Source organism: Clostridium sp. UBA7339, assembly GCF_002470865.1.
Taxonomy (GTDB): Bacteria; Bacillota; Clostridia; order Clostridiales; family Clostridiaceae; genus Clostridium_J; species Clostridium_J sulfidigenes.
The window spans coordinates 330,319-351,723 of record NZ_DKPI01000006.1; the positions used below are offsets into that span (position 1 = coordinate 330,319).

Genomic DNA, 21,405 nt, shown 5'->3' on the forward strand with positions numbered 1-21,405 from the left:
CCTAAAACTGAATAGGATTTATAATATCTTTTAGCAATACCAAAACCATAAGAGACATCAATGCTAAAAATCCATAGTAATTAATTGTTGCAACCTTTTCTTTATTTACTTCCTTACCAGTTATGATCTGGAATAGTAATAGAAATATCCATCCACCGTCTAAGGCAGGGAAGGGAATTACATTAAATATTGCTAGTTGAACACTGAATAAGGCCATAATATTTAATAAGGTAAGAATTCCTTGCTGAGCAGCTCTTCCTGAAATTTTCATAATGCTTATAGGACCTCCTACATCATCAGCAGAAACATTTCCTTTAAACAGTTGACCAAAAAAACCAAAGGTCTGTCTTATGGTGCTTCCCGTTTGATTAAGTCCATATTTTATAGATTCAATAAAGTTAGGCTTTACAACCTTAGAATATATCCCAACTTGAAATCTTTCTTCTCCTTCATTATAGGATGGTACTAAATCAAATTTTATTTTTTGTCCCTCTCTCTCTATTTCCATATTAACGGGCTTTCCTTCTCCTGTAAAAATCTCAGTAAGAAATTCTTCCCAGGTAGTAACCATCTTACCATTGACTTCTGTAATCTTATCTCCAGCTTTTATTCCCACTTCCATGGCTGGTGAATTTTCTATTACTTTATCTACAACGTTAGTAGAATGTCCTTGAATACCTCCTACTAAACTAAAGAATAGTATAGCTATTATAAAATTCATTATAGGACCTGCTGCTACAATAGTTAACTTCTGAAAGGAAGTCTTATTAGAAAAAGCCCTGTCATCCACTACAGTTACATCATCTTCTTCTCCATACATTTTTACATAACCACCAATTGGAAGTGCTTTAATAAGATACTCTGTCTCCTTCCCCTTAATAGAAAATAACTTTGGTCCCATACCTAAGGAAAATTCGAGGACCTTTACACCATTAACTCTAGCCATTATAAAATGTCCAAACTCATGACCTATAATTAATACACTAAATGCAAGTAAAGCCATTAAAAAATACGGTATATTACCTATAATACTTTGCAATATTTTTCTCCCCTTCCACTCTATTCACTTATACATATCTCTTTAAAACATATTCCCTAACCTGCTTATCTATGTCTAAAACTTGCTGTAAATCTGGATTTTTCACATGCGGAAACTTATTCATGGCAGCTTCTATTATTTCTTCAATCTGTAGATACTTAATCCTTGCATCCAGGAATAATTCTACTGCAATTTCATTAGCTCCATTATAAATTGCTGGCATATTACCACCAAGTTTTCCTGCTTTAAATGCTAATTCTAAGCATCTAAAAGTGTTTATATCGGGCTGTTCAAAGGTTAAGCTTGAAACGGTTTTAAAATCTAACTTATCTGCTATAGCTGTCCTTCTATCAGGATAGCTTAAGGCATATTGGATAGGTAACCTCATATCTGTGCTTCCTAATTGAGCAATAATTGAACCATCTTTATACTCTACCATGGAATGTACAATACTTTGTGGATGAACTATAACTTCAATGTCATCATATCCAACTCCAAATAAAAAGTGTGCTTCTATAACTTCTAATCCCTTGTTTACCAAGGTTGATGAATCTATAGAAATCTTTCTTCCCATGTTCCATTTAGGATGTTTTAAAGCCTCTTTAGGGTTAATTTCCTTCAAATCATCTCTAGTTTTACCTCTAAATGGCCCACCTGAAGCAGTAAGTATTATCTTATTTATATCTTTTTTTTCATTACCCTGAATACATTGAAATATAGCTCCATGCTCTGAATCCACTGGAAGAATTTTAACACCATTTTCCTTTGCCTTTGCCATAACTATATCTCCAGCAACTACTAAGGTTTCTTTATTAGCTAATGCTATATTTTTCTTAGCTTCAATAGCCTTAATAGTTGGTTTCAATCCTGCAATTCCTACTACAGAAGTCAAAACCGTATCTATTTCTTTTAAAGTAGCAACTTTTTCTAGCGCTTCTTCTCCACCAAATAGGTTTACTTGTTTATTTTCTCTTTCACAATACTCCTTTATAGCTTCATAACATTTCTCATCTGTTATACCTATATATTTTGGACTAAACTCTTCTATAATATCCACTAATCCTTTAAAGTTTCTATGAGCTGTAACCCCTATTAGGTTTACTTTATTTTCTTTATTTCTTATTATATCTAACGCCTGTGTTCCAATGGAACCAGTAACTCCAAGTATGCTTATGTTTTTCACTGTTAACGCTCCTTTAATTTTATCTAAAAACATTATACCCTATAATATGTAATAATACAAAATACTAATAATTAAATTAATTTTAATACCAATAGCTAAATTAATTTTAAAGAAGCAAAAATTAAAAAGGGATTTCCCAAAACAAACTAATCTTAAGCAAATGTCGAGGATCACTTATCTTTTTCCTGCTCAGTACTTAAAGACTTGTAATTTTTTTGAGAAATCCCTTAAATTAATAATACCTTAATAATTTCTTATAATTACGCTACCAAAATATTAATATAATAATATACCACCACAGATACTAGCAATATACTATCGAACCTATCTAATATACCACCATGTCCAGGAATCAAATTTGAGTAATCCTTAACACCCGCATGTCTTTTTATTGAAGATGCCACCAAGTCTCCACACTGTCCAAAAATTCCACCTAATAGACCAATTATCATATAGTTATATAGTGGGACTACTACTCCAAATTTAGTTATAATATATCCATAAATTGTACATCCTAAAATACTTCCTATAAGTCCGCCTATGGCTCCCTCTATGGTTTTTTTAGGGCTAACCCTTGGATTTAATTTGTGTTTTCCTAGATATCTACCAAAATAATAAGCTAAAGTATCACATCCCCATGAGGATATAAATATAAGCCATATGAAGAAGTTTCCATTTTCCATATTATTAAGTAATAATATAAAACTAAAAAATATGCCTACATAAAAACAAGGTAATATGGTCAATGCTACATCAATGAAGTTTCTATCAGTATCAAATACCGGAACTATCATTAAAAGGAATACTACAAGGATAAATACACCCACAGCAACGTTTAAATTAAATCCATGTCCTAAATAGATATAATAAAGTAAACATAATAAATATCCTACTATAGATATAGGTTTATATCCATCCACTTTGCTTACCTTATAAAATTCATACATTCCACCAAGGGATAATAAAACTACAGAAATCTTTAAAAAATACCCCCCTAAAAATATAAATAGTAATAGAGGAGCTAATATCATTGCCCCTATATATCTTTTATTCATTTGCCTCACCTCTTACTATACTCCACCAAATCTTCTATCTCTCTTTTGAAAATCACTAATTGCTCTTCTCAAATCTTCTTTTGTAAAGTCAGGCCAATTTATATTGGAAAACCAAAATTCAGAATAAGCACTTTGCCATAATAAATAATTACTAAGTCTTAATTCTCCACTGGGCCTTATAATAATATCAGGATCTGGCATACCACTAGTATACAAATGGTCTGATATGATTTTATCATCTATGTTATCTATTTGTAACTTTCCTTCTAATACTTCCTTAGCTATTTCTTTAACCCCTTTTACAATCTCATCTCTTCCTCCATAATTTAAGGCTATGTTAAGAGTTAAACCTGTATTATTTCTAGTTTTATACATTGCATCCTCTACGGCAGCCTTTGATTTCTCAGGAAGTTTACTTATATCTCCTATAGAATTAAGTTTCACATTATTTCTATGTAGCTCCTCAAATTCCTTATTTATAAACTCTACTACTAAGTCCATCAAAGCTCCCACTTCTTCTTTTGTTCTCTTCCAATTTTCTGTTGAAAAAGCATATAAGGTTAAATAGTTAACTCCCAGATTACTAGACTCCTCCACCATCATTTTAATATTTTTCATACCAGCTCTATGCCCCATAGTTCTTGGAAGTTTTCTTTGTTTAGCCCAACGACCATTCCCATCCATAATTATAGCTATATGGGCAGGGATTCGCTCCATATCTAATTGTATTTTTTCTTTAATTGCGTCTTTTTTAAACTTAAATATATCCAAAATATATCTCTCCATTTCAAGTAATCATGATGCTATTATATCACAAATACATAATAATAAAACCTGCAATATTTGCAGGTTTTATCTTACATATTATACTGACATTATTGACTTTTCTTTTTCTTCTATAGCCTTATCAATTAATTTGATAAACTTATCAGTTTCTTTTTGAATCTGATCTTCAGCTTTTTTAGATTCATCTTCACTGATTTCACTATTTTTCTTTAAGTTTTTAATCTTATCATTTGCATCACGTCTTATGGATCTGATAGCAACCTTAGCATCTTCACCACATTTTTTAACTGATTTAACTAAATTTTTTCTAGTCTCTTCAGTTAATTCTGGAACAATTAGTCTAATAACCTGACCATCATTACTAGGATTAATACCTAGATCTGATTTTAAAATTGCTTTTTCTATATCTTTCATGCAACTTTTGTCCCATGGTTGAATAAGAAGAACTCTTGGCTCTGGAGCAGATATGTTCCCTACTTGGTTAAGAGGTACCATTGTTCCATAACTTTCTACTAATATTCTATCAAGCATTGTAGGGTTTGCTCTTCCAGCTTTTAATGTTCCAAGCTCATTTTGTAAGCTTAAAATAGTTTTGTTCATTTTCTCATCAGCATTTTTAATGATATCTTTTACCATAAAATTACCTCCATCAATTATTTACATATATTAGATGATACTAAAGTACCAATATTTTCACCTTTTACCGCTCTTATAATATTATGAGGCTCATCTAAACCAAATACTAGAATAGGTATTTGATTATCCATACATAGGGATGTAGCAGTAGAATCCATAACCTGCAATCCTTTTTCTAATACCTCAATATAAGATAAATTATTAAACTTAACTGCACCCTCATGTTTATGAGGATCTTTATCATATACCCCATCAACTTTTTTAGCAAGCAAAATAACTTCAGCTTCTATTTCTGCTGCTCTTAAAGCTGCTGTAGTGTCTGTGGAGAAATATGGATTTCCTGTTCCTGCTGCAAATATTACAACTCTTCCCTTTTCAAGATGTCTCATTGCTCTTCTTCTAATGTAAGGCTCTGCTATTTCTCTCATTTCAATAGCTGTTTGAACCCTTGTATTAACACCTATAGCTTCCAAGGAGTCTTGTAATGCTAAAGCATTTATACATGTAGCAAGCATACCCATATAGTCCGCGGTAGTTCTATCCATGCCTTCACCACTTCTACCTCTCCATATGTTGCCGCCACCAACAACTGCACCTACTTCAACACCCATTTCAACTAACTTCTTAATTTGTAAAGCAATAGTGTTCGCTGTATCAAAATCAATGCCATACCCCTTCTCTGACGCTAATGCCTCTCCTGAAAGTTTAAGCATGACTCTTTTATATTTCGCAGTTTCCATATATATATTATACCTCCAACTCAATATATTTACACCATATTTTTGTATTTTACCAACCAATAACCAAAATTAACCATAGAAATTACATTAGATACTTCAATATAAATATGACTTTCTCTAGTTATATAGTTATTATAATACATGTAGATTTTAAAAAAAGAGAACCTAGGTTCTCTTTAATATTATCTTGTATTATTTTCCTTGCATTTGTCTTTGAACTTCTTCAGCAAAGTTTTCTTCTTTCTTTTCGATTCCTTCGCCTCTTTCAAATCTTGCAAATTTAACAACTTCCATAGTTGCTCCAAGTTTCTTTCCTTCTTCTTGAAGATACTTGCTTATAGTGTAATCTCCATTTTTAACCCATACTTGATCTACTAAGCAAACTTCTTTGTAGTATTTGCTTATTCTTCCCATAACCATTTTTTCAACTATGTTTTCTGGTTTTCCTTCGTTAAGAGCTTGAACTCTGTAAATTTCTTTTTCTTTTTCTAAAGATTCATTATCTACTTGATCTTTGTTTAAGAATAATGGGTTAGCTGCTGCTACTTGCATTGCTACATCTTTAGCAACTGTTTTTAATACTTCATCTTGTTTTTCACAAGCTAATTGAACTAAAACACCTATTTTCCCATTTCCATGGATATAGCTTTGAATTATTCCATTGTCAACTACAAACTTTTCAAATCTTCTAACAGACATGTTTTCACCTAATTTTGCAATTAGAGCTGTAACAGCGTCTTGAAGAGTTATGCTTTCATCTCCAACATATTTTTCTGCTAATAATCCTTCTACAGTAGTTACATTAGTAGTTGCTGCCATTTTAGCTACATTTGCTGCTAATGCTTTAAAGTCATCGTTTGCTGCAACGAAGTCAGTTTCACAGTTAACTTCTACTACAGAACCTATTTTCATATCTTCTGATATATAAGTAGTAACTATACCTTCAGCTGCTATTCTTCCAGCTTTTTTAGTTGCTGCTGCTAATCCTTTTTCTCTTAAAACTTCTACTGCTTTTTCCATATCTCCATTTGTTTCGCTAAGAGCTTTTTTACAATCCATCATTCCTGATCCAGTTCTTTCTCTTAACTCTTTTACCATTGCTGCTGTTATCATCTTTATTCCTCCTTTAATTTCCTAACAAAAAGGTAAATGAAAGATTTCTCTCTCATCTACCTTTAAAATTTCATATGTTTTACAACCATAGATGAGGCTGTTTGAAATTTACTTAGAAAGTTGCTATATTATTCAGCTACTTCTTCACCTTGTCTTGCTTCAATTATAGCATCAGCTAATCTTTCAGTTATTAATTTAACTGCTCTTATAGCATCATCATTTCCTGGGATTACATAGTCAACATCATCTGGATCACAGTTTGTATCAACTATTGCTATTACAGGAATTCCTAATGTCTTAGCTTCAAGTATAGCATTTTTTTCTTTTCTTGGATCAACTATAAATAAAGCTCCAATATTCTTAGCATCCATGTTTCTAATTCCGCCAAGGTTCTTTTCTAATTTTTCTCTTTCATTTTTAAGTTGAATAACTTCTTTTTTAGGAAGAACATCAAATGTTCCATCTTCTTCCATTTTATCTAAAGCTTCAAGTCTACCTATTCTTGTTTTAATAGTTCTGAAGTTAGTTAACATTCCACCTAACCATCTGTTGTTTACAAAATGCATGCTTGATCTGATAGCTTCTTCTTGGATAGCTTCTTGAGCTTGCTTTTTAGTTCCAACAAATAATATATCTTTTCCTTCTTCTGATACTGATTTTATGAAATCATATGCTTCATCAATTTTCTTAACTGTTTTTTGTAAGTCAATGATATAGATACCATTTCTCTCAGTGAAGATGTATGGAGCCATTTTAGGGTTCCATCTTCTTGTTTGATGTCCAAAATGAACACCTGCTTCTAATAATTGTTTCATTGAAATAACTGCCATTTTAATATACCTCCTGGTTTTTTCCTCCACTACCATCATTTTTATTAAATACTCCTTAAAGCACCTTTTAATAAATTCAGTAGTGTGTGTATTTTCTTACCTTGTGTATTATATCACATAGAAAATCAATGTTCAACAAATTTTTTTCTAAATAACAAGGTTAATTTTAAATTTTTATTATTTAAAATTCTGTTAATACAATAATTATAATTTTTCATAATTAATATATATTAATTCTAGAATTTTAAAAGATAAATCCCTGAAATCCGCATGGATAGAACAAATAGTTAACTATTTAACTAGACAACTATTCATATAGTATCCTAGAAAACTTTTAAAATACATGTGAGTATTGAAAGAATCATCTTTATTAAAAATAAAAATCCTTTATCAGGATTTTTATTTTTAATATTTTTCTACATATTGTATTAAATTATTTAAGCTTATTTAATTCATCTATTAATTTCTCATTTAGAATCTTTATGTGAGTACCCTTCATTCCTAAAGACCTAGATTCTATAACTCCAGCACTTTCAAACTTTCTAAGAGCATTTACTATAACAGATCTAGTTATTCCAACCTTATCTGCTATTTTAGATGCAACTAAAAGTCCCTCACTACCATCAAGTTCGTTAAATATATGTTCTACAGCTTCTAACTCTGAATAAGATAATGTTCCTATTGCTAATTGAACTATAGCTTTTTTTCTTGCTTCTTCTTCTATTTCATCAGTCTTAGCTCTTAACATTTCCATTCCCACAATAGTACCACTATATTCTGCAATAACTAAATCATCTTCAGTAAACTGGTTAGAAAATCTTGATAACAATAAAGTTCCCAATCTTTCTCTATTCCCATTAATAGGAACTATAGTTGATAGCATATCTTTAAAGTCACATTGAACTTCTCCATTAAATACACAAATACCACTGCTTGGCATATTTGCCTTTGTCTCATCTATATTTAGCAGTTTAGCATTATATTGCTCTGGAAATCTTTTATTTTCAACTACTTGTTCTTTAACTTTATCGCATTCAAATCCATAGGAAAGATTATATCCTAAAACTTTCCCCTTTCTACTAATAACATATACATTACAATCTAACACTTCACTTAGAAGTCCACATATATCATCAAAAACTACTGGTTCTGAACCTGACTTTTGTAAAATCTTGTTTAATTTTCTTGTTTTTTCTAATAATGACATCACTATTCCTCCTTCTTCTTTTTTCATTTTTCATAATGCTATTTATCACTGCAACCTTTTAAATAATTCAAAATATTCTTTTCTTTCACAAATTTTAGAATTGTTTCGTTGCCATATACCATCATAACATATAGAATTTATTCTATCAACATGTTTTTTATTAATTTTCGACATATTTAACCTATTTTTAAATTAAATTTTACTTCAAGGTAATTTTTAACTAATATAACCCATTTTATTTATTATCTGTTAACTCCTTATGTTTACATTCTGAGTTAATACATTCTAAATAATCACCTTTTGCTTTGCTATACCTTTTAGCCATTACACTTCCACACTGAGGGCACTTCTTTTCTGTAGGTTCATGCCAACTTACAAAATCGCATTGTGGATAATTTCCACATCCATAAAATATCTTACCTTTTTTGCTTCTCTTTTCTAAAACATTTCCTCCACACTTAGGACACTTTACGTCTAATTCTCTAGCCATGGTCTTTGTATTTTTACACTCTGGATATCCTGGACATGCAAGAAACTCACCAAATCTTCCTTGTTTTATCACCATAAGTCTTCCACATTTATCACATGGTATGTCAGATACCTTATCTTCTATAGTTATCTTAGCTATTTCTTTTTCGGCTATTTCTATAGCTTCCTTTAGTGGTACGAAGAATTCTTCTACTACAGATTTCCAATTAGCATTTCCTTCTTCTATGCTGTCTAGTTTACTTTCCATTTCAGCAGTAAATTCTACATCAACTATTTGTTTAAAATATTCACTAACTATATTATTAACTATGAATCCTAATTCCGTAGGAAATAATACCTTCTTTTCTCTATCTACATATTTCCTGCTTAATAAGGTGGTAATTGTAGGTGCATAAGTACTCGGTCTACCTATTCCATTTTCCTCTAAAGTTTTAACTAAGGATGCCTCTGAAAATCTTGCTGGAGGTTGAGTAAAATGTTGTTTTCCATCTACAGATTTTTCTATTAACTTTTCATCTGTATTTAAAGTTGGTAATTTTGCATTTCCATCCTCATCTTCATTATCAGTGGCATAGATTTTAGTAAACCCATCAAATCTCACCTTAAATCCTGAAGCTTTAAATAAATAATCCCCATTGCTTATTGAAATTGATGTAGTATCAATTATTGCAGACTCCATTTGGCTAGCTACGAATCTATTCCAAATTAAAGTGTAGAGCTTTAATTGATCATTGCTTAAGGTTTCCTTAGCAATTTTTGGAGTAATCTCTACATTAGTGGGTCTTATAGCTTCGTGAGCATCTTGTGCTCCCTTCTTACCTTTGTAAGCTCTTTTAACCTTTGGTGCATATTTATCTCCATAGATATTTTTTATAAATTCAAGAGTAGCTCCCTGAGCCTCCTCTGATACTCTTACTGAGTCTGTTCTCATATAAGTAATAAGACCGATAGTTCCATGTCCTTTAATTTCTATACCCTCATACAACTGTTGTGCTGTTGCCATAGTTTTTTTAGTTGAAAAGTTTATTTTTCTATAGGCATCTTGTTGAAGAGTACTAGTAGTAAATGGTGGTAGTGGATTTTTAGATTTAGCTGTATCTTTTATATCTTTAACCACAAATTCACCTTGCTGTACAACTTTTATAATATTATTAGCTTCTTCTTCTTTATTTATAATAATTTTTTTCCCTTTTTTACTATGCAATTTCACTGTAAAGGTTTTTGTTTCTGCTAATTTAGATACTTTTGCTTCCACAGTCCAATATTCTTCTGGTACAAAAGCTTGAATTTCCTTTTCTCTATCGCATATTATTCTAAGAGCTACAGATTGTACTCTTCCGGCACTTAATCCCCACTTTATTTTTCTCCAAAGTATAGGACTTATCTCATATCCTACTAATCTATCTAATACTCTTCTAGCCTGTTGAGCATCAAATACATTTTCATTTATCTTTCTTGGAGATTTTATGGCATTTTTTACAGCACTTTTTGTGACCTCATTGAACTCTATTCTACATGACTCTTCAGTGTCTATTTTTAATATGTTAGCTAAATGCCAAGATATAGCTTCCCCTTCTCTATCAGGGTCAGTAGCAAGATATATTTTTTCACTTTTTTTAGCTTGCTTCTTAATCTTATCTAAAAGTTCCCCTTTACCTCTAATAGTTATGTATTTGGGTTCATAATTTTTTTCTATATCTACCCCTAACTGACTTTTAGGTAAATCTCTTACATGACCCATAGATGCTTCTACTACATAATTTTTTCCTAAATACTTCTTTATGGTTTTCGCTTTTGCTGGCGACTCAACTATGACTAATTTTTGCCCCATTCTAACCCCTCCATTATAGCTTATAATTTTTTATTTTATTACATATTTATAAGCACCATGCAGATTTCTCATAATCTTTTTATTATATATAAAATTCTACATCCTACTATATTTTAAAATATTATTATCTCATTGCAAGTCATAATATACAAACCTTATTAAATATTTCATAAATTTTTAACTATTTATTAATTCTAACATAAAAGTTTCCACTTAAACATAAAATCTCCTCTTTTACTTGCAACTCAAATAATAACTTATATAATCGATTAATGTCAACATCAACTAATTTAATTATTTTATCAATGTGTATAGGATTATCATCTATAACTTGATATATTCTTTCCTCTAATTTGCTTTTTACAGTAGTTATATTTTTATTATCTATGGAAACTCTAGAAATATTCAATAAATTCAACACATCTTCTATGTCTGTATAAACATAGGCACCATCTTTTATTAATTTATTAGTCCCTTTACTTTCACTGGAGAATATACTCCCTGGCACAACAATTATATTTTTCCCTTGCTCTAAAGCTGCTCCTACAGTAATTAGCGTCCCACTTTTTTCTCCGCCTTCAGTGACAACTAACAATTCACACATACCACTAATAATTCTATTTCTCATTGGAAAATTTCTACTTAAAGGTGGTGTTCCCAATGGGAACTCACTAATTATACAACCACTGTTTTCTAAAATTTCATGGTAAAGTCTATAGTTTTCTTTAGGATATATAACATCAATGCCACTACCTAAAACTGCAATTGTATTAATGTTGTTCTTTATTGCGGCCCTATGAGCTACAGAATCAATACCTTTAGCCATACCACTTACAATATTTATTTCATAAGGACTTAACTGTTCCACCATACTATTAGTTACGTCTATCCCATATCTAGTACACTTTCTAGAACCCACAATAGAAATATTCTTTTTTTCATTAACCATCGAAATATTACCCTTGTAAAATATACCAAAAGGTACATCCTCATACTGCAGTAAACTTATAGGATAATCTATATCATAAATAGTACAAATATGTATATCCTTAATGGATTTGCATTCTTCAACAGCCAACTCTTCAATTTTTATATATGACTTTTGAAACTTTTCTACAATTTTTTTAGGCAATAGTGTCATATTATCATTAATCACCATTTTTCTCAAGGTATCAAAATCATGATATTCATCATAAATGTATTTTTTCATATTATTAGATACTTCCGTAGTAATAATCCATAATTTAAATAAATCGACCATCTATACTCTCCTAATTCCTTATATTATATCTTCCCTTATGTACTTCCTATATTGAAGTGCTTCAATAATATGATTTTCTTCTATGGATTTATTACCATCTAAATCCGCAATAGTTCTAGCTACTTTTAAAATCCTATTATAAACTCTAGTACTAAGTCCGTATTTTTTGTAGGTATACTCAAGAATCCTATTAGAATCCCCATTAAGCTTACAGTACTTTTTTATATGACTAGAAGACATATCGTTATTATATTTTATATGTTCATTCCTAAATCTTTCACTTTGTATCTCCCTTGCTCTTTCTATCCTAAGGGCCATAACCTCTGATTTTTCTTCTTTTTTATCACTATTTATAGTCTCATAGGATATGGAGTTTACTGGAGTGAAAATATCTATTCTCTCTAATAAAGGTCCAGATAATCTAGATAAATATCTTTTCACTTCGCTATCACTACATTTACATAACCTTGTTTCACTTCCATACATCCCACAGTTGCACGGATTCATAGCTGCCACAAGCATAAAATCCGCTGGATAAGTTATTGTTCCATTTACTCTTGAAATTCTTACCCTCTTATTCTCTAAAGGCTGTCTTAGAACTTGAAGAGCCCTTTTATCAAATTCTAATATTTCATCTAGGAATAACACTCCATTGTGAGCTAAAGATACTTCTCCTGCTGAGGGGTTTCTGCCACCACCAATTAAAGCAGTACTAGTAATTGTATGATGAGGATTCCTAAAGGGTCTATTTCCCATTAATCCCTCATCCTTAAGCTCTCCACTAATACTATATATCTTCGTAACCTCTAGAGCTTCGTCATCGGTAAGAGGCGGCATAATAGAAATAACCCTCTCTGCCAGCATAGTTTTTCCCGATCCTGGAGTTCCATACATAAGTACATTATGATTTCCTGCTACAGCAACCTCCAATGCTCTTTTAGCTGCTTGCTGTCCTATGACATCTTCAAAATCTAATGGACAATTATTATTTTTATACTTTTCTCTACTGGTAAATGTATAGGGTTTTACATCCTTATAAGTAAAAAGATGAATTACCTCACTCAAATTCCTAATAGGATATATATTGGCTTCTTCAATACAAGCACATTCATCTTTATTTCCAATAGGTACTATATAGTTCTTTACTCCATGTTTTATACCTTCAATTACAATGGGAAGAGCCCCTTTAATTTTATTTACATTTCCATTTAAGGACAACTCACCCATAAATATAAAATTATCTGGCTCTTCTAAGAAAAGTTGATTAGTTGCTAAAAGAATTCCTACAGCTATAGGTAAATCATAGTGTGAGCCTTCCTTTCGTATATGAGCTGGAGCTAAATTTATAGTTATTCTACTAATTGGAAAATCTAAAGAAGAATTGGTTATAGCTGATCTAACTCTATCCTTAGATTCTTTTACAGCAGTATCCCCTAAACCTACAATATTAAAATTAGGTAACCCATAGGTGATATCTACCTCTACATTAATTAATATACCTTCCACTCCAGAAAAGGCTGCAGTCTTTATTTGAATTGACATAATTTCACCCTCTAAATATAAATTTCCAACTTTAATAGTGTAAGTATTGACCATTGAATTTAGAATAAATCAACTTTGTAAAAATTTTAATTAAATCAAAGTTTAGCTTTGGATTGTATTGTCTAAGATGTAGACAGAGTTCTTTGCATTAAAGGGAGTTTTAAATGAAGATTTTAAATAAAACTATAGGTAATTATGGAGAAAATCTAGCTAGAGAATATATTGAAAAAAAGGGATATATAATATTAGAAGAAAACTTTTTATGTAAGTTAGGGGAAATTGATATTATAGCTAAGGATAATAATTATATTTGCTTTATAGAGGTAAAAACTCGATATAGCAAAAGATACGGTACCCCATTAGAAAGTATCACTAATGCTAAAAAAAGAAAATTGTATAAAACTGCACAATATTATATTTGTTTAAAAAATATACATAAATCTTATTTTAGATTTGATGCCATAGAGGTAACACTGATTTCTTCTGGTGAATCCCCTAATATTACACTGATTAAAAATGCTTTCTAAAAAGTAAATACCTGAATAAAAAAGTAATTAGATAACTTTTTTATTCAGGTATTTTTTATTTTATTAATTATTTGTTAAGTATATTTTTCAGAAAACTTTCTCTATGAATTGGACAGCTACCATGACAAATTATTACATCTATATGTTCTTTAGTACCATATCCTACATTTTTATCAAAGTGATATTGTGTATACTTCTTACTATACTCTTCCATTAAATTATCTCTATATACTTTAGCTATTATAGAGGCACACGCAATGGCAGCACTTTTAGTGTCTCCTTTAATTACAGCTTCATTTCTAATGTTAAATTCTCTTATAGTATATCCATCTGATAATACTATATCAGGAGTAACTTTTAGTTCTCTCACAGCCATCTTGAAAATTTCATTGTTACAAAATCCTATGCCTTCTTTATCTATTTCTCTGTTGGTTTTTAGGGCTATAGAATAACTTATTGCTTCTTTTTTTATTATATCACTTAACTCTTCTCTTACTTCTTTAGTTAACTTCTTGGAATCATTTATTCGTAATATTAAATTTCTTGAATTATTGTCAAGAACTACTGCAGCAGCAACTATAGGCCCTGCTAAGGGACCTCTTCCAACCTCATCTACACCAGCTACAATATCATATCCATAGCTTTTATCAAAATCATATAATTTTTCTACTCTAGCATATTCATTTTTATAATGCTCCACATATTTTCTTAGGGTTTCTCCTAAAGCTCTTACATTTTTCCTATGATCATTGTTTAATACTTGATATATAGCTTCATAATCTGCCTCATGGCTACTTACATCTTTTAATGACATAAACCCACGGACAGAAGATTTTATATCGTTAAATCTCATAGTTTTAATTTCTTTTAAAAAATTTATACTACTCATATTTATTTTCTGTATCAGGTACCTCTAGTGAAATAGGACCTAACTTTCCCCCCCTAAATTCATCTAATAGCATTACAGCTACTCTATTATAATCTATGTTGCCCCCTGAAATTATAGCACCTCTTTTTTTACCTATGTTATCCATATTAGTAAGAGGATTTTCGTCTAATTCTTTAAGCTTATATCTCTCCACTAGCCTTGATCCATGTGTACTTTGAAGTCTTTCTATAAGCTTTAATGCCAATTCCTCAACATCCATTATTTCATCCTTTATAGCTCCAGTAAAGGCTAAATTAAGCCCTACTGTATCGTCTTCAAATTTAGGCCATAAAACCCCTGGAGTATCCATAAGTTCTATACCCATCTTTGTTTTTATCCATTGTTTACTCTTTGTAACACCAGGTCTATCTCCCGTTTTAGCAGCACTGTTTTTTGCCATCCTATTTATAAATGTAGATTTTCCTACATTAGGGATTCCAACAACCATTACTCTGGTAATAATATTTACTACGCCTTTACTTTTAAGTCTATCATGCTTCTCTTTCAAAAGCTCTTCTAGAGTGGGTTTAATTTTGTTAAGCCCTGATCCTGTAAGGCAATTAACAGACAATACTCTAGTTTTATCATCTGATAATTTATTTACCCACTTCTTTGTTACATATTCTTCACTAAGATCGCTTTTATTAAATAATATTATTCTAGGTTTCTCGCTACAGATATCTTCAATGTCTGGATTAGAACTTGAATAAGCTATTCTTGCATCACGAATTTCTATTATTGCATCTACTAACTTTAAATTTTCTTTTATTTCTCTTCTGGTCTTTGCCATATGTCCAGGAAACCAGTTTATACTCATTTATCTCACTCCTAAGAATTTTATAATTAGATATATTAAATTAACTATTTTAGTATTCACCACATTTATAATAAATACTTCTATATATGTAATAAAAAAAGGGACTATCTAGCCCCATTTTCTTACATTCTCTCTTTTACTTTAGCAGCCTTACCTACTCTATCTCTTAAGTAGAATAATTTAGCTCTTCTTACTTTTCCTCTTCTAACTACGTCGATTTTTTCTATAACAGGCGTATTTATTGGGAAAGTTTTTTCAACTCCAACTCCTGATGCAAATCTTCTTACTGTAAAAGTTTCTCTAGCTCCACCATTTTGTCTTTTAAGAACGGTACCTTCAAATATTTGAACTCTTTCTTTGTTACCTTCTTTAATTCTGATGTGAACTTTAACTGTATCTCCTACATTGAACTCAGGTAAGTCAGTTCTTAATTGTTCTGCTTCTATAGCTTTTATTATATCTAACATTGTGCATTCCCTCCTAAAATTTATTATGACGTTCTTACTCACATTGGGTGACAGAGGACCGCCCGTACTAGCACAATCCTCATTTTATCACATAATATTTCAATGTGCAATATTATTTATCCTTTTTATGATGATTCTCCAGCAGCTTTTTATCTTCTTTAGTCAGTTCTACATTTTTATATAAGTCCCTTCTTCTCTCCTTTGTAATCAGTAATGATTTAAGTCTTCGCCACTTTCTTACATTTTCGTGATGCCCAGATATTAATACCTCTGGAACTTCATCTCCTTCAAAGGAAAAAGGTCTTGTATATTGAGGATATTCTAATAATCCTTCATAAAAGGATTCTTCTTCATAACTCTCATTACAGGATAGAACTCCTGGGATCATTCTAGCAATACTATCAACTACAGGTATGCAAGCCATTTCTCCCCCTGTTAAAACAAAATCCCCTAGAGAAATTTCCATATCTATATATTTATATACTCGCTCATCTATACCTTCGTAATGACCACATAAAAATATTAATTCCTCCTCTTTGGCAAGTTCTTTACATAACTCTTGATTTAAAGTCTTACCTCTAGGACCTAAAAATATAACTTTTCCTTTATTATTTTCTCTTAGATGTTTTATGGAGTTCACAATGGGTTCTGGGGTCATCACCATGCCTGCTCCACCCCCATAAGGGTAATCATCAACCTTTTTATGTTTATTAGTAGAGAAGTCTCTTATATTAGTAGTATTTATAGATAATATTCCTTTTTCCATAGCATTTCCTATGATACTATGATTAAATACCTGAAACATCTCTGGAAATAAAGTTAATATATCTATCTTCATTATTCAGACCATACCTTCACTGGTTTTATTACAATTTTATTATTTTCTATATCTACTTCTTCTACAATTGTCTTTAAAGCAGGAACTAGCACGTCTTCTTTTCCTTCTGATTTAATCCAATATACATCATTACTTCCCGTTGCAATAACATCATATACTTTCCCTAATTCTTCTCCATCTGTATCATAAACATAACAATCCATTAAATCTGCAACATAGTAGCTACCCTCTGGTAATTTTATAGCATCTTCTCTTTTTACTTGAAGATATTTATTTCTATACATTTCGGCTTCTTCAATAGAATCAATTCCTTCTATTTTTAATATAGCTCTATCCTTTTGAAGCTTAACTGATGTAATTTTTATTTCTTTATCATCTATGTATACCTTATCTAAGTCTCTAAATCTTTCTAAGCTATCTGTTAGAGAAAGTACCTTAACTTCTCCTCTTACTCCATGGGGCTTAGTTATCTGCCCAACGCTCATCAATTCCCTCATCATATATCTCCTCACTATTTAATTACTTAATATTATTAACACAAAATTTTTTCATAAACTCTGTTTACCCGATGACTATTAGCTCTAATACTCCCTCCTTATTCTTAAGTCGGCAGTTAAGAGCTACTACGTCCCTGGATAACGATTTCTAACCTTCAAAGAAGCTAAGAACTCTGTTTACCCGATAACTATTAGCTCTAATACTTCCACCTTCTTCTCAAGTTGGGAGTTAAGAGAGCTACTACATTCCTGGATAACGAGTTCTAAGTATCGAAAATACTGATACTTAGAACTCTGTTTATTATAATAATTCTTTGTAATTCTTGTCAACTACAATATATAAAAAAATAAGAGCTAGGTATTCCTAACTCTTATATTATTTCTACAACAACTCTTTTATTTTCTTTAATCGCTGCTGCTTTAACAACAGTTCTAATAGACTTAGCTATTCTTCCCTGTTTTCCAATTACTTTCCCCATATCTTCTTCAGCAACCTTTAATTCTAAAATTATAGAATGCTCTCCAGCAATTTCATTTACTTGCACTGAATCAGGGTTATCAACTAATGACCTTGCAATAATTGTAAGTAATTCTTTCATGGATTGCGCCTCCAATCAATTAAACTTTCCTATTTTATTCCCGCATTGTTGAAAAGTCTTTTAACTGTGTCTGTTGGTTGAGCTCCATTTTTTACCCATTTAACTGCTTTCTCTTCATCGATTTTAACAGTTACTGGCTCTGTAGTTGGATTGTAGTATCCAATCTCTTCAACAAATCTTCCATCTCTTGGAGATCTTGAATCAGCAACAACTATTCTGTAGAAAGGAGCTTTTTTAGCACCCATTCTTCTTAATCTTATTTTTACTGCCATTATATTTTCACCTCCTTCAAAGGTTATGTGTATTTGAACTTAGAAAGGTAATTTTCCAAACAAGCCTTTTTTACCAAATTTACCAGCCTTGCCTCCCATGCCCTTCATCTGTTTCATCATTTTTTTCATCATCTCGAAGTCTTTTAAAAGTTTATTTACTGCTTGAATAGTTGAACCTGAACCATCTGCAATTCTCTTCTTTCTAGATGGAGAAGAAGACACTATGCTTGGATTTTTTCTTTCCTTTGTAGTCATGGAATGTATTATTGCTTCCATGCTGCCCATATTTTTCTCACTTTGTGAAAAATCCACACCCTTTAATTCCTTTGCATTAAAGCCTGGAATCATTTCAACCAACTTGCCCATAGGTCCTAAATTTTTCATTTGATTCATAGTCTCTAAAAAGTCCTCAAGATTGAATTCTTGATTCATCATTCTGTTACCGAGTTCTGTAGCTTTCTTCTCATCGATAGCTGATTGAGCTTTCTCAATTAAAGAAAGTACATCTCCCATACCAAGTATTCTTGATGCCATTCTCTCTGGGTGGAAGATTTCCAAATCTGTCATCTTCTCTCCCATACCTACATATTTTATAGGTTTTTCAGTGATTGCCTTAATTGATAGTGCAGCACCACCTCTGGTATCACCATCCAACTTGGTAACGATAACTCCTGTAATATCTAGTGTATTATTAAAGGTTTCAGCTACATTTACTGCATCTTGACCTGTCATAGCATCTACAACTAATAAAATTTCTGATGGATTTATTGAAGCTTTTATATCTTCAAGTTCTCCCATTAGCGCTTCATCTATGTGAAGTCTTCCTGCCGTATCCACGATAACTACATTAGCTCCAATGCTCTTAGCATGTTCAATGGAAGCTTTTGAAATATCTACTGGGCTATTTTTATCTCCCATAGTGAATACAGGTACATCTATTGACTTTCCTACAACTTGTAGTTGTTTTATAGCTGCTGGTCTATAAACGTCACAGGCTACTAGTAATGGCTTTTTATTGCTTTTTCTAAGATTTAGAGCCAGCTTTCCTGCCATGGTTGTTTTACCTGCACCTTGGAGACCAACTAACATTATCATTGTTATTCCATTGTTGACAAATTCTATTTTCTTTTCAGTGGTTCCCATTAACTCAGTTAATTCTTCATTAACTATTTTAACTACTTGCTGACCTGGTGTTAAACTTTCCATAACTTGATCACCAAGACATTTTTCACTGACAGACTTTACAAAGTTTTTAACAACTTTATAATTTACATCCGCTTCTAAAAGAGCAAGTTTTACTTCTCTCATAGCTTCTTTAATATCTTTCTCTGAAAGCTTACCTTTACCCTTTAGCTTTTTTATGGTCTCTTGTAATTTGGAAGATAGTCCTTCAAAAGCCATATGAAAACCTCCTATACATTCTCTTCTATATCTTTAATTATATGGTCTATTTCTTTTTTTATATTTTCTTCAGAAGTAGTACCTTTTAACCCTTTTAATTTGTTAATAATTTCAGTCTTAGAGTTTTCTATAGCTAAGGTTTTTTTCATTAAGTGAAGTTTACTTTCATACTCTTCTAAAAGATTACCACATCTTTTAATTAAGTCATGAATTGCTTGCCTACTAGTATTATTAACTTCTGCTATTTCTGATAGAGATAAGTCATTATTATAATATAAATCCATAATATCTCTTTGTTTATCAGTAAGTAATGAGTTATAAAAATCTAGTAAAATTGATATTTCAACTCTTTTTTCCATATAATCACCCAACTCACAAAACTTATATTAACAAATTAATTTTAAGCTGTCAAGTATTTTTACTTAACAGTTAAAATAAAGCTTCTACAAAATCTCTAGAATTAAATTCTTGAAGATCATCTATACCTTCCCCTACTCCTATATATCTAACTGGAATATTTAAAGTATGTTTTATAGAGATAACTATACCACCCTTAGCTGTACCATCTAGCTTTGTTAGAATTATACCATCTATAGGACATACCTCCATAAATTGTTTTGCTTGAATAACTGCATTTTGTCCAGTAGTAGCATCTAAAACTAGTAAAGTTTCCTTTTTAGCTTCTCCATACTCTCTATCGATAACTCTATTAATCTTTCCAAGTTCATCCATAAGATTTTTCTTATTATGAAGTCTACCTGCAGTATCACAAATTAACACATCAACTTTTCTAGCCTTTGCAGCCTGTACTGCATCGTATATAACAGCTGCTGGATCTGAACCCTCTTGATGTTTTATCAGATCCACATTAGCTCTATTACTCCAAACTTCTAATTGATCTATAGCTGCCGCTCTAAAAGTATCTGCTGCTGCTAATAAAACCTTATAATTATTATTTTTTATTCTAGCAGCCATTTTTCCAATTGATGTAGTTTTTCCTACTCCATTAACACCAATGACTAATCTTACTTCTGGTGTTGATTCAGGTATTATTGAGGTTTCATAGTCTCCTAGCATATCCATAATTATAGATTTCATAGCTGGAAGTATTTCTTCAGTATCATTGATTCTTTCAGAAACAACCTTTTTTCTAAGCCTTTCAATAATTTCTACTGAGGTTTCTACCCCTATATCGCTAGTTATTAATACTTCTTCTAGTTCTTCATATAAATCATCATCTATTGTAACTGCAAGTTTTAATACTTGAGTCACTGCATCATTTATAGTATTTCTAGTTTTGCTAAGCCCTTGTTTTAACTTATCAAAAAATCCTCCAAACATATTAAT

The 21,405-nt window shown here is 31.1% G+C and carries 23 protein-coding genes; 1 reads left to right on the plus strand and 22 read right to left on the minus strand.

Translation table 11 applies throughout. From position 1 onward, the window contains the following. Position 1: 1 nt before the first annotated feature. The 12 genes from rseP to B2S02_RS05020 form a co-directional block, all read right to left on the minus strand. On the minus strand, positions 2-1,003 hold the full coding sequence (gene rseP, locus B2S02_RS04965) for an RIP metalloprotease RseP (RefSeq protein ID WP_346848508.1): 1,002 nt from the start codon (positions 1,001-1,003) through the stop codon (positions 2-4). A 64-nt stretch (positions 1,004-1,067) separates the two neighbouring features. Continuing rightward, a complete protein-coding gene (locus B2S02_RS04970; RefSeq protein ID WP_346878625.1) occupies positions 1,068-2,222 on the minus strand; it encodes a 1-deoxy-D-xylulose-5-phosphate reductoisomerase in 1,155 nt (384 codons plus the stop codon). Positions 2,223-2,482: 260 nt separating this feature from the next. Continuing rightward, positions 2,483-3,277 (minus strand): phosphatidate cytidylyltransferase, encoded by a 795-nt coding sequence (locus B2S02_RS04975; protein ID WP_346878624.1) that lies wholly within the window; start codon positions 3,275-3,277, stop codon positions 2,483-2,485. A 15-nt stretch (positions 3,278-3,292) separates the two neighbouring features. After that, positions 3,293-4,051 carry an isoprenyl transferase gene (locus B2S02_RS04980; protein ID WP_414632285.1) on the minus strand — a complete coding sequence of 253 codons (759 nt, stop codon included), beginning with the start codon at positions 4,049-4,051 and terminating at the stop codon, positions 3,293-3,295. Positions 4,052-4,141: 90 nt separating this feature from the next. Continuing rightward, positions 4,142-4,699: a ribosome recycling factor gene (gene frr / locus B2S02_RS04985; protein ID WP_035132788.1), complete on the minus strand. Its 558-nt coding sequence runs from the start codon at positions 4,697-4,699 to the stop codon at positions 4,142-4,144. Between the two features lie 17 nt (positions 4,700-4,716). Next, on the minus strand, positions 4,717-5,439 hold the full coding sequence (gene pyrH / locus B2S02_RS04990; RefSeq protein ID WP_035132786.1) for a UMP kinase: 723 nt from the start codon (positions 5,437-5,439) through the stop codon (positions 4,717-4,719). Positions 5,440-5,631: 192 nt separating this feature from the next. After that, positions 5,632-6,552, minus strand: a complete 921-nt coding sequence (gene tsf, locus B2S02_RS04995; protein WP_035132784.1) for a translation elongation factor Ts — start codon at positions 6,550-6,552, stop codon at positions 5,632-5,634. Between the two features lie 128 nt (positions 6,553-6,680). Then, complete coding sequence (rpsB, locus tag B2S02_RS05000) at positions 6,681-7,382, minus strand: 30S ribosomal protein S2 (RefSeq protein WP_035132782.1); 702 nt, start codon at positions 7,380-7,382, stop codon at positions 6,681-6,683. Between the two features lie 433 nt (positions 7,383-7,815). Further along, positions 7,816-8,592 carry a GTP-sensing pleiotropic transcriptional regulator CodY gene (gene codY, locus B2S02_RS05005; protein WP_346876516.1) on the minus strand — a complete coding sequence of 259 codons (777 nt, stop codon included), beginning with the start codon at positions 8,590-8,592 and terminating at the stop codon, positions 7,816-7,818. 232 nt (positions 8,593-8,824) lie between these two features. Then, the gene (topA, locus tag B2S02_RS05010; protein ID WP_346878623.1) at positions 8,825-10,909 is read right to left on the minus strand and encodes a type I DNA topoisomerase; all 2,085 of its coding nucleotides are present in this window, start codon (positions 10,907-10,909) and stop codon (positions 8,825-8,827) included. 181 nt (positions 10,910-11,090) lie between these two features. Continuing rightward, positions 11,091-12,170 carry a DNA-processing protein DprA gene (gene dprA, locus B2S02_RS05015; RefSeq protein WP_346878622.1) on the minus strand — a complete coding sequence of 360 codons (1,080 nt, stop codon included), beginning with the start codon at positions 12,168-12,170 and terminating at the stop codon, positions 11,091-11,093. 18 nt (positions 12,171-12,188) lie between these two features. After that, a complete protein-coding gene (locus B2S02_RS05020; protein ID WP_346876463.1) occupies positions 12,189-13,712 on the minus strand; it encodes a YifB family Mg chelatase-like AAA ATPase in 1,524 nt (507 codons plus the stop codon). Between the two features lie 164 nt (positions 13,713-13,876). On the opposite strand from B2S02_RS05020, the gene B2S02_RS05025 reads away from it, so the two are divergent. After that, entirely contained in the window at positions 13,877-14,239 is a 363-nt protein-coding gene (locus B2S02_RS05025) for a YraN family protein (protein WP_346848358.1), read from the plus strand. Positions 14,240-14,306: 67 nt separating this feature from the next. On the opposite strand, the gene B2S02_RS05030 is transcribed toward B2S02_RS05025, so the two are convergent. The 10 genes from B2S02_RS05030 to ftsY form a co-directional block, all read right to left on the minus strand. Continuing rightward, positions 14,307-15,053: a ribonuclease HII gene (locus tag B2S02_RS05030; protein WP_414632764.1), complete on the minus strand. Its 747-nt coding sequence runs from the start codon at positions 15,051-15,053 to the stop codon at positions 14,307-14,309. Between the two features lie 67 nt (positions 15,054-15,120). After that, positions 15,121-15,984 (minus strand): ribosome biogenesis GTPase YlqF, encoded by an 864-nt coding sequence (gene ylqF, locus B2S02_RS05035; RefSeq protein ID WP_035132769.1) that lies wholly within the window; start codon positions 15,982-15,984, stop codon positions 15,121-15,123. A 122-nt stretch (positions 15,985-16,106) separates the two neighbouring features. Then, positions 16,107-16,451 (minus strand): 50S ribosomal protein L19, encoded by a 345-nt coding sequence (rplS, locus tag B2S02_RS05040; RefSeq protein WP_035132767.1) that lies wholly within the window; start codon positions 16,449-16,451, stop codon positions 16,107-16,109. A gap of 112 nt (positions 16,452-16,563) precedes the next feature. After that, a complete protein-coding gene (gene trmD / locus B2S02_RS05045) occupies positions 16,564-17,289 on the minus strand; it encodes a tRNA (guanosine(37)-N1)-methyltransferase TrmD (RefSeq protein WP_035132765.1) in 726 nt (241 codons plus the stop codon). Beyond that, positions 17,289-17,786 carry a ribosome maturation factor RimM gene (rimM, locus tag B2S02_RS05050; protein WP_346920383.1) on the minus strand — a complete coding sequence of 166 codons (498 nt, stop codon included), beginning with the start codon at positions 17,784-17,786 and terminating at the stop codon, positions 17,289-17,291. Before rimM ends, trmD begins: the two co-directional genes overlap by 1 nt. A gap of 371 nt (positions 17,787-18,157) precedes the next feature. Next, a complete protein-coding gene (locus B2S02_RS05055; RefSeq protein ID WP_035132761.1) occupies positions 18,158-18,385 on the minus strand; it encodes a KH domain-containing protein in 228 nt (75 codons plus the stop codon). Between the two features lie 29 nt (positions 18,386-18,414). Next, positions 18,415-18,657 (minus strand): 30S ribosomal protein S16, encoded by a 243-nt coding sequence (gene rpsP / locus B2S02_RS05060; protein ID WP_035132758.1) that lies wholly within the window; start codon positions 18,655-18,657, stop codon positions 18,415-18,417. A gap of 39 nt (positions 18,658-18,696) precedes the next feature. Further along, entirely contained in the window at positions 18,697-20,058 is a 1,362-nt protein-coding gene (gene ffh / locus B2S02_RS05065; RefSeq protein ID WP_346876461.1) for a signal recognition particle protein, read from the minus strand. Between the two features lie 11 nt (positions 20,059-20,069). Beyond that, a complete protein-coding gene (locus B2S02_RS05070; protein WP_346848355.1) occupies positions 20,070-20,417 on the minus strand; it encodes a putative DNA-binding protein in 348 nt (115 codons plus the stop codon). Between the two features lie 70 nt (positions 20,418-20,487). After that, the gene (ftsY, locus tag B2S02_RS05075) at positions 20,488-21,399 is read right to left on the minus strand and encodes a signal recognition particle-docking protein FtsY (protein WP_346848354.1); all 912 of its coding nucleotides are present in this window, start codon (positions 21,397-21,399) and stop codon (positions 20,488-20,490) included. Positions 21,400-21,405: the final 6 nt, after the last annotated feature.